This is a genomic window from Sphingomonas faeni (assembly GCF_040407565.1).
GTDB classification, from domain to species: domain Bacteria; phylum Pseudomonadota; class Alphaproteobacteria; order Sphingomonadales; family Sphingomonadaceae; genus Sphingomonas; species Sphingomonas faeni_F.
The window spans coordinates 477,357-485,697 of sequence record NZ_JAPZPR010000004.1 but is presented as its reverse complement, the minus strand read 5'-3'; the positions used below and the strand labels follow the sequence as shown (position 1 = coordinate 485,697).

The window sequence follows — 8,341 nt, the reverse complement described above, 5'->3', positions numbered from 1 at the left end:
TGATCATCGCGTCCTACTCGACGCCCAACCCCCTCGCCTGACAGGAGAACGCTCATGGGACGCGCACGCGGCCAGAATGCCATCATGGCTCTCGGTTTCGAGACCGCATACGGCACCCCGCCGGCCAGCGGGTACACGAAGCTGCCTTTCGTATCGTGCAACCTCGGCGCCGAGCAGGGCCTGATCGAGAGCGATCTGCTCGGCCAGGGTCGCTCTCCAGCGGACCCCACATACGACGTTGTAACGAATGACGGTGACATCGTCGTTCCGCTCGACCGTATCGCACTGGGCTATTGGCTTCGCCTGCTGTTCGGCGCGCCTTCTTCATTGCCGACGGCTACCGCATTCCAGCATTTGTTCACTTCGGGGGCGGCGGTGCTTCCTTCGGCATCAATCGAGATCGGAATGCCCGATCGGCCTTCCTACTCGACCCACTATGGGGTTCGAGCAGGCACTCTGCAGATCACGATGCAGCGTAGTGGGCTTTCCAGCATGACGCTTGGGCTGATCGGCAAAGGCGAGACCGTTCCTTCGCTGACGTCCAACGTCGGAACTCTCGCGACGTTCGGATCAATCGACCGTTTCGCACAGGCCAGTGGATCCATCATGATCGATGGCGCGGTAGTGGGCGAGGTCACTACTGCGCAGGTCAGCTATTCCAACGGGTTGGACAAAGATGAAACAATCCGTGCGGATGGCGAGATCAATGACGTCGACGCCGGCATGCCATCAGCCAGTGTTTCGCTGACGACCAAGTTCGCAGATCTGACCCTTTACAATAAGGCGACGTCGAAGACTCCTGTCTCGATCAAACTGAATTGGGGAACGGGTGATTCCGCCTTCGAGATCACGCTTGCGCGCGTCTTCCTGCCGCGTCCCAAGCGCCCGATAACAGGGCCCGGCGGCATCATGGCCGAGTTTCGCGGCATAGGCGCGGGTGTTGATGGAGTTTCGCCGCTCTTCAACGTTCGCCTGGCCAACACGCAGGCGAGCTACGCCTGATGCTGGTCGTGCAGAAACAACAGGTCGAACCGGCCTGGACGCCGGTCATGGGCGCGAGCGTGCTCTTCGCGCCCATTACGCGGCCGATGCTGCGCCGCGCGCGCAGGGCGGCTCTGGACGCACTGGGAACGGAAGGTGCCGAAGGGGGCGATACCGCTTCGGTCGCCGAGCAGATGGAAGAACTCGGCGACGCGCTCAGCTTCGCGCTGATCGTCGCCGGCGCGCTCGATTGGCGCGACGTCTGCATCATGGCCGATGATGACGACACCGGCGCCGGCGTGGCGCTGGAATGCACCGCCGCGAACAAGGCCATGCTGCTCGCCGACCCCCTCACCTTCGAGGCGTTCGACGCGGCCTATGTCATCCCGTTCGTTCAGCGCGAACGCGAGCGCGCCGCCCCGGGAAAAGAATCGTCGCCCTCGCAGGATGGCATTTCGACGCAGGCGACGGGGGAGCCGATTACTGCCGGCTCACCTGCACCGCGGGCGACGGCGACCGATGCGGCGAGTGCCCATACGTCCTCTACGAGGCGGAAACCGAAGCCGAAGAGGCCGTCTGGAACGTCCTGACCGGCTGTGACCGCCAATTGCGCGTGGGTGGCGTCGGCCAGCCTTTCGCGCTCGATTTCGGTGCGGTGATGACGATGGGTCGCGCCCTCGACGCCGATCTGCACCTGCTCGCCGAAGTTCTGCCGGCCGTCGAAGCCGTGATCGTCAACCGCCTCGCCGAGGCATCCGAAGGAGGGGAATAGCATGGCCAACGCTGCATCAATTCGCCTCGGCACGACCGGCAAGGCGCAGGTCAAGGCGGACCTGGTCGAAATCGCCGATACCGGCGACGTCCAGGCCAAGCGGTGGGCGCGCTCGTACGAGAATGCCGGCCGCGACGTTGAGGCCGCGATGCAGCGTCAGAAAAACGCCGCAGCGAAGATTTCCGCGATCATGCCGCAGACCGCGGTTCAGATGCGGATCGGCGACACGAACGGCACTGGCTTTGGCCAGTGGGAGGGCTCTGCCCGGTCGTCGGCCGCGGCGTTCGCCGCCCTGTACGCCGAGGAAGAGCGGCTGGAGAAGCGAACGCATGCGCTCGTCGCTGCGATCGATCCCGCGTTCGCAGCGCAGCAGCGGTTCAATCGCGAGATCGGGGAAGCGCGCACGCTGGTCAGCGCCGGAACGCTATCGCTCGATCAATACGTCGTGAAGCTTCGGCTTGAGCAGGAGGCGCTGGACGCCGCGTCCGGTGCTCACCTGCGCGGCGGGAATTCGGCAGGTGCCCAACGCGCCGCTATGCAGGGCCTTAGCTATCAGCTGCAGGACACGTTTACCCAGATCAGCATGGGGACGAACGTCCTTCAGGTGTTCGCAATTCAGGGCGGACAGGTGGCGGGCCAGTTCTCCGGCCTTGAAGGCAAAGCGGGCAATTTCGCCCGTTTCATGATCGGTCCCTGGGGTCTGGCGATTACCGCCGGCGCGCTCGTTCTCGGTCCGCTGATCGGCAAGATCATCAGCGCCAATAGCGCAATCGACGAGGCCGTCGATAAGCTCAAGAAGGATGCGGCAGAGACCGAAACCACCCGGATCGCGAAAGACCGCTTTGCGCGTTCGGCCGAGGGGGTTGCTGCGTCGATCCGCGAGCAGGCTGAAGCGTTGGATACCGCGGCGAAGAGCGAACGGTCGGCAGCCGAACGCGCCAACATCCTCGCCAAGGAAAACCTGAAGAAAGAGATGTCGATCCGCGGCGTTACCGCGGCGCTGCTCGATCAGGCGATCGCGCAGGAGAATGTCGACAAGCAGCGTTCGCAGGGCTTGGGCCAGCGCGGCGAACTCGGCACGCTGGCACTGACCGAATCGTCCGGCCGCGTCGCTGGGCTACAGGCGCAGCTGAAGACCAATCAGGCTGCGATCGACGAGGCCAAGCGTAACCTGATGGGTACGCGCATCGATTTGGCGACCGAGGCGGCAGCCCGGCAGTCCGACCCGATGGCGAAGATCAAGAAGGACTACGACGATCAAGCGATCGCCGCGCGCAACGCAGCCCGCGTGCGGATCAAGGCCGGGCAAGATGTCGACGGGGCGCTGACGCGCGAGCTGGCTACGATCGAGCGGAACCGCGCGGCCGCGGTGAAAGCCGAGCAGGACAAACAGCACGCATCGAAGGAGACCGTGAAGCAGTACGGCCGCGAGGTGACGTCGTCGGAGGCTTCGGCAATCGCTCGCGCGGCGGGGCTGCAGGTCAACAGCGCCGATCGGAGCACTGCCCGGCAACAGCAATTGTACGACGCATGGATCGCTCAGGGGAAGCCGAAAGAGAACCCCGTCGCCAAGCCCGGCACCAGCGCGCACGAACGGGGCAACGCGCTCGATATCCAGTTCGAAGCAGGTGTTACGGCGAAGAAGATCAAGGATGCGTTCGCCGCTGAAGGCGTGCGGCTGACCAAGGTGTTTGCCGAGACCGGTCACTGGCATGTCGAATGGGCGCGGACCGCGGCACAGCGCACGGCATCGGCGGATGCCGCCAAGGATGCGAGGGATCTCGCCAGCGCCAACCGCGAGCTCGAAAGCGACCTTGCGGAAGTCGTAAAGCAGTTCGATCCCGCGCGCGCCGCGGCGGACGAATATGCGACCTCGCTGAAGAAGATTGCTGCTCTGCGGGGGGCGGGCAAGATCAGCGCAGATCAGGCCGGCGACTACACCTATTCCCTCTTCAAAGAGCAGCAGACCAAGGCGGCTGCTCAGCAGGCTGCGTCGTTTAAGACGATGTTCGGCGAGGTGGACGATCCGTTCGCTGCGGGGAACGCCTCGTGGCGGGCGCAGCAGGACGAGCAGATCAGCGCATGGACTGTCGAGCATGAGCGTCGCCAGCAGGTCCAGCAAGAGGGCGTCCGGACTGTTGCTGGCCTGTACCGCAACCTCATGAGCGGCGGGACGCGGTCGATCTTCGACAGCTTCAAGGAAAGGGGCATGAACGCGATCGCGGATCTTGCCGCCAAATGGACCCTCAGCCAGATCGGCAAGCTCGGCAATAAGGGTGGTCTCATCGGGTCATTGTCCAACCTCATAACCGGAGCCAACGCCTCACCGACTTCGAAGATCGGGACGAACGCGACAGGCACCGAATATTGGGGTGGCGGCGTTTCGCTCGTCGGCGAGAACGGTCCGGAACTCGTGTCGATGTCTCGCGGCTCACGGGTGACGCCCGCAGCCGAAACGCGGCGCATGCTGGCACGAAACGACAATATGCCTTCGATCAGCATGCCGATCAGCATCGATGCGACCGGTGCCGACGCTGCCGGCCTCGCGCGCGTTGAGCAGCAACTCGCCGACCTCCGCTCAGAACTGCCGGGCCGCGTTATCGCCGCTTACAACGACGCCAAAATAAGGCGGGTGATCTGATGCTGCCCTTGGAACAACCGGAGGCCGGTCAGGCACAGCAGACCTTCGAACTGCAACGAGTCGACTTCCTCTCGCCCGAGGCTGGCGGCCGGATCGGTGCGGTCAGTGCGGGCAACCCGTTGTGGGTGGCAGCGTGGCAGCTGGGCAAGATCGGCGCGGCGAAGTCGGATCTCTGGCGGGCATGGCTTTTGCGCATGCGCGGTAGCCAGCGCTCATTCCTAGGCCGCGACATCGCACGTCCGTTTCCGCTCGCCTATGTGGGCGGATTTGCTGGTATGACCCGTGCTGGCGGTGGAGCCTTCGGCGGCGCGGCGTCAACCTGGTCGCAGGTGATCGACGGCGACGGCAGCGCTCAGCTTACATTGACCGGGCTTCCTTCTGGCTTTCAGGGGTCCGTCGGGGATTACGTAGGCTTCCGTTGGGGCGTCGGTGATGCGCGCCGTGCACTGGTCCGCCTCGTGCTACCGGCGTCTGCGAATGCAGGCGGGACAGCCACGTTCATAGTCGAGCCGCCCGTTCCGACGCTGGTGGTGCCGGCAAGCGCGATCGCACATCTCGACCGCCCGGCATGTGTGATGAAGCTCCTTCCTGGAGAGTCTGAACTTGGGCCAATTGATCGTCGGCTATCTGTCATGAGTGGCAAAATCTCTGCGGTGCAGGATCTGCGAGCGTGAAGAGCTTCACCGATCTTGCAATGGCCGCGATCGGCCGCGGCGACGTGATCGTCGGCGGTGCGACCGAGATCCTGTGCGATCCTCCCGTCCGCCTCTGGAATGGCGAAGGTACGATCGTACTAGGCGGTCAAAGCTATCTGGGAATCGGCGACCGCGCATTGGCCCAGGTCAGTTCGTCGGCGGTCGGTGGCGCGGCGCAAGGCATGTCCATGTCTATGTCCGGCGTAGATCCAGACGTCATTCCGCTGCTCGACGCAGCCGATCTTCGGGGAGCATCTGTGGCATCGCGCCGCCTTGTGTTCGACTCTTCCGGCACGATCCTCCTCGACGAGCATGTCTTCGACCGGGGGCGTATCGACGCGGTCGAGACTGACGAGACGATCGGCGAGGCCGCGGTGATTGGGATCGCTGTGGAAGGCGCTGCGCGGGGGCTTGGCCGGCGAGGGGGGCGGATGCGGACTGACAGCGATCAGCGGTTAATCGATCCTACCGACGGCGGATTTCGCCGTGTGAGCTATGCTGGAGCCAAGACGCTGTACTGGGGCGGCCAAAGGCCGGCCACGGGCGCTTCGGCACTGCCGAATTCCATCAGCAGCAGCGCGGCTAGCGGCAGCGTCCGCAACAACGCCGGGGCTGAATAGAGCTATGCGCGATCACGATGCCCTACTCGCTTTCATCGCCAGCCGCGCCGTCATGCCTTTCGATTGGAGGTGCAACGATTGTGTTCGCTACGCGGCGGGCGCCATTGTCGCCCAGGGGGGCGAATCCCCCCTGCGTGGCCTGAGGCATTGGGCGACCCTGACCGGCGCAGTGCGTGCACTCCGGCGCCTTGGCGGCATGGAGGCCGCGGTATCGGCGAGACTGACTGCGATCGCACCTGCTCTGGCCCAGCGTGGCGACATTGCTGGAGTGCCCGATGACATGCTCGGTCTGCGCCTGATGGTCGTCGAGGGAGAGACGCTGGTCGGACCCGGCGACAATGGCAATTGTCGGCAAAAGCGCAACGCCATGACGCATGCCTGGAGCGGGTTGGAATGAAGGTCGTCAACAAGCTGACAGGCCCGGTTTCAGGGTTTCTGCTCGGCGGCAAGAAAGGCGCGCTACAAGGCTTGGCGAACGCGTCGACCGCTTTCTTTGGGGGACCCTTGGCAGCCGCTGTTTCGATCGGCTCGGCATTCATCGGGTCCAAGGGCAACAGCGAAGCGAGGCAGGCATCGGAAACCGCCCTTCAGATCGGCGAGGTTGCGCGGCGGGCGATGTTCGGTGAAGGAGCAACCGCGGGCTCGCTCGCCGACGCTTTCAATTACGGCGGTAAGTACGGCACCGACTGGGAAGTACTGGTCGTCGTTCTCGCCGATCACCTGTGCGAGGCGCTGCTCGGCTTCTACGTGAACGACACCTACGTCGCCTATGCTGGCGATGGAAACGTAGCGGGCTACGGAAGCCAGCTGCGCGTTTCCTGGCGAAACGGCAGCGCCGATCAAACGCCACCTTCCGTCCTCACCGCCCAGGGCGGTTGGTCAACGGCAGATCGCCTGCGCGGCGTCGCCTATGTTGTTTTCGAGTACAAGGCGGATGCGGCGGATGCGAAGAAGCCGATCTGGACCAGCGGGCGCCCGACTTTCCTTAGCGTAATCCGTGGTTTGCGTCTCTACGATCCGCGCAAGGATAGCACGGTCACCGGCGGATCCGGGCCTCATCGCTGGCTTGATCCGTCCACCCGCGAGTGGGACGATAATGCCGAAATCTGCCGCTACAACTTCGACCGCGGGGTGTATGCGTGTGACCGGGTCGATCAGCCGACCCAGCTGTTGGTGGGCCGCGGCCTGAGTGCTCTGGAGGCACCGCCCGAGCGGATCTTCACGGCCGCCAATCTATGCGATGAGACGGTCGCGCTGAAAGCTGGCGGTTCCGAACGCCGGTACCGCGCCAGCGGAATAATTGCTGCGGACGAAGTCTTTGGAGATGTCGCCGAAATCTTCGCCGCGGCGATGGGCGGGATCGTTATTCAGCCTGAGGGTAGCGTGGCGGTCGAACCAGGCCACGCAAAGAGCCCAGTCGCCTACATCACCGACGATGATCTCGTTTCCGGCACCAAGGTCAACTTTAGCGATTTTCGAAGCGAGGCTGACGAGGAATGGGCCAACACCGTCGTCCCAAACTACGTCGATCCTGCGCAAAAATGGGTAAGCCGGGCCGCTCCGATCCGGCGGAACAACGCCGATGTTCTTGCAGATGGACGCCCCCGGGAAGCGGCCATGGCCTTGCGCTTGGCGACGTCGCCAACACAGGCTCAGCGAATCGGTGAGATCCGTCGCCGGCTCGGTCGACTGCTGCGCACTGCCAGTGTCACGCTGGGCCCGCGCTTCTGCGAGCTCGAGGAAGGTGATTGGATAGTCTGGACTTCGGCGCGGCGCACCAACGGCTTGCCGGTTCAGTTCCGGATCGAATCCTACAGCCTGGGCAAAGAATGGCGCAACGCGCTGACACTGCGGGAGATCAACGCCGCATGTTACTCTTGGTCGGTTGGCGACGAGATCGCCGACGGCACGACGGCGGACGCACAAACCCCGCCCGACGGTTACGGGGTGCCTGATCCGGGCTCGTGGATGCTGACGGGCACAACGATCGCCGGCGCCGATGGTACCGATCAGCCCGCGCTCGTCTTCACCGGCGCCGTCGAGGATATGTACTGCAGCGAGGTCCGCTTCGAATACCGCCCTCATGTTGCGGGCCAAGCCGATGGCGACGGCTGGATCGATCCGGTGTTCGCGGCGCCCAGTGTTCAGGAGCGCCGTATGATCGTCGGCGGTGCCGTCGAGTATGACGGGGCGGTGTCGTACCGCTTTGCCGGGGGTGTGTCGGGCCCGCGGCTGATACTGGCCGCTGTGACGGCCGGCTCGTTTAGCTCGGCGCGCGGCGCCTACCTTCTCCGGACCTACGACGTCGATTATCCGGTATCGAGCACCGACACGGCGATCAGCCTGGTGGCGTTTACCGGGGTGATCGACGACGGCCGCGCCATTGCCTTCCCAGCCGACACCTTGGCGGGGCTTGCCAGCGCCACGCAGTACGGCGTGTTCAGGGACCTGTCGGCATCGATCTACGTCGCTGCCGCTGCGCCAGCCGCAGCCCAGTTCGCGTCCTCGCAGTACGTCTTCATCGGCTGGTCGACGACCGCGAACGCCGGCGGCACTTCGTACCCGTCGACCCCGACCCCGCCTGGCGGGTGGGGCGGCGGTGGGCGCAACCCGTATGAGCAGGAACCCTGAT

Annotated in this window: 8 protein-coding genes; all 8 read left to right on the top strand. The window is 64.4% G+C overall.

Annotation, left to right across the window (positions count from 1 at the left end; genetic code table 11):
- The first annotated feature begins 54 nt into the window (after positions 1 to 54).
- Genes O6Y00_RS11215 through O6Y00_RS11180 form a run of 8 tightly spaced genes read left to right on the top strand, consistent with a single transcriptional unit; the run spans position 55 to position 8,340 of the window.
- A complete protein-coding gene (locus O6Y00_RS11215) occupies positions 55 to 1,002 on the top strand; it encodes a phage tail tube protein (RefSeq protein ID WP_353442674.1) in 948 nt (315 codons plus the stop codon).
- Positions 1,002 to 1,571, top strand: coding sequence for a hypothetical protein (locus tag O6Y00_RS11210; protein ID WP_353442673.1), 570 nt, complete (start codon positions 1,002 to 1,004; stop codon positions 1,569 to 1,571). Before O6Y00_RS11215 ends, O6Y00_RS11210 begins: the two co-directional genes overlap by 1 nt.
- A gap of 23 nt (positions 1,572 to 1,594) precedes the next feature.
- Complete coding sequence (locus O6Y00_RS11205; RefSeq protein WP_353442672.1) at positions 1,595 to 1,753, top strand: DUF7697 family protein; 159 nt, start codon at positions 1,595 to 1,597, stop codon at positions 1,751 to 1,753.
- Between the two features lies 1 nt (position 1,754).
- On the top strand, positions 1,755 to 4,394 hold the full coding sequence (locus tag O6Y00_RS11200) for a phage tail length tape measure family protein (protein WP_353442671.1): 2,640 nt from the start codon (positions 1,755 to 1,757) through the stop codon (positions 4,392 to 4,394).
- Positions 4,394 to 5,068 (top strand): hypothetical protein, encoded by a 675-nt coding sequence (locus tag O6Y00_RS11195; protein WP_353442670.1) that lies wholly within the window; start codon positions 4,394 to 4,396, stop codon positions 5,066 to 5,068. The genes O6Y00_RS11200 and O6Y00_RS11195 overlap by 1 nt, the downstream gene beginning before the upstream one ends.
- Entirely contained in the window at positions 5,065 to 5,709 is a 645-nt protein-coding gene (locus O6Y00_RS11190) for a hypothetical protein (RefSeq protein ID WP_353442668.1), read from the top strand. The genes O6Y00_RS11195 and O6Y00_RS11190 overlap by 4 nt, the downstream gene beginning before the upstream one ends.
- A 4-nt stretch (positions 5,710 to 5,713) precedes the next feature.
- Positions 5,714 to 6,106, top strand: coding sequence for a DUF6950 family protein (locus tag O6Y00_RS21990; protein ID WP_435368614.1), 393 nt, complete (start codon positions 5,714 to 5,716; stop codon positions 6,104 to 6,106).
- Complete coding sequence (locus O6Y00_RS11180; protein WP_353442666.1) at positions 6,103 to 8,340, top strand: phage tail protein; 2,238 nt, start codon at positions 6,103 to 6,105, stop codon at positions 8,338 to 8,340. The genes O6Y00_RS21990 and O6Y00_RS11180 overlap by 4 nt, the downstream gene beginning before the upstream one ends.
- Position 8,341: the final 1 nt, after the last annotated feature.